This window comes from Shewanella surugensis, from assembly GCF_023284005.1.
GTDB classification, from domain to species: domain Bacteria; phylum Pseudomonadota; class Gammaproteobacteria; order Enterobacterales; family Shewanellaceae; genus Shewanella; species Shewanella surugensis.
Map to the genome: position 1 here is coordinate 1 of NZ_JAKIKS010000309.1, position 1,359 is coordinate 1,359.

Consider the following 1,359-nt stretch of genomic DNA (forward strand, 5'->3'; position numbering starts at 1 on the left):
AATTTCTCGTTTTCCTCCTCATACTCCAATTCAATCAATTAATGCTACAAGTCGATGCGGCATGAGCTCAGTTGCCCGTTTTGTATATTAATAGGCGATACTTTGCTTTTTCCAAGGTAGTGGTCATCGGTTCGAACCACTCTCTATTGTGAAAGATGGTCGCTCCAAATTTCTCGTTTTCCTCCTCATACTCCAATTCAATCAATTAATGCTACAAGTCGATGCGGCATGAGCTCAGTTGCCCGTTTTGTATATTAATAGGCGATACTTTGCTTTTTTCCAAGGTAGTGGTCATCGGTTCGAACCACTCTTTATTGTGAAAGATGGTCGCTCCAAATTTCTCGTTTTCCTCCTCATACTCCAATTCAATCAATTAATGCTACAAGTCGATGCGGCATGAGCTCAGTTACCCATTTTGTATATGAATAGGCGATACCTTGCTTGTTTCCAAGAGTAGTGGTCATTGGTTCGAACCACTCTTTATTGTGAAAGATGGTTGCTCCAATCTATAAAAACTAGAATATTTCATTCAGTTAAAGATAAATGACATTAGTTTAGTTGCCTAATTGTCAGGTGAAAATATGATAGTTTGACTGTGTTTTCAAGGCATAGGGCTATCAAAGTTAATTATTTTCATTTAATTTTAACGCCACCATTTCTATATTCGACATCAAAATGATCTTCAATATTAACCCATCATACTTCATCGATATTATCTTTAAACATGGCTTCAATTTCTAAGAATATCCATTCCATAATCGGCCCATAAGCTCTATCTCTTCGGTTAACGACGCCCATTTCGACTAATAAGGGAGCGGGGATATTTTCTGTTAACAGTTCAATGACATTGTCACAATACCACTGTGAATGAATAATATGCTCAGGAACGAGCGCCCAGCCTAGGTTCCGAATGACTAATGCTGTCATATAGTAATAACTATCGATATACCAGTGGTTTATTGATAGTGGATGCTGGGGCGAAACAATTAAACTGTATTTAAATTGACCTGTCGACATAAACTCTAATGAGTCCGGTAGTGGTGTGATATTAAAAAGGATCCCAATATCGACTCTTTTATTATCAACCCAACGTGAAATATCCTCTTGAGATCCATTAATAATGGTGAGTTTTAGATCGGGGTATGACTGTGCTAATCGAGAGAATAATACTTCGAAAGCATTAATAGGCACCGCTTCATCAATCGCGACTTGTAATTCGACTTCCTCTCCCATGCTGATCGTCATCGCTCTAGGGGGCGTTGACAATTACGCTAACCAAATCATAGAAGCAGCTAATTGAAGCGTCCCTAAATAGTACTTAGCCTTTCTCTCATAGCGCGTAGCCACTCTACGGAACTG

The 1,359-nt window shown here is 38.9% G+C and carries 1 protein-coding gene; it reads right to left on the reverse strand.

The window, feature by feature from the left end:
- Window positions 1-696: 696 nt before the first annotated feature.
- Window positions 697-1,266: a LysR substrate-binding domain-containing protein gene (locus tag L2764_RS27185; RefSeq protein WP_248943449.1), complete on the reverse strand. Its 570-nt coding sequence runs from the start codon at window positions 1,264-1,266 to the stop codon at window positions 697-699.
- Between the last annotated feature and the right edge of the window lie 93 nt (window positions 1,267-1,359).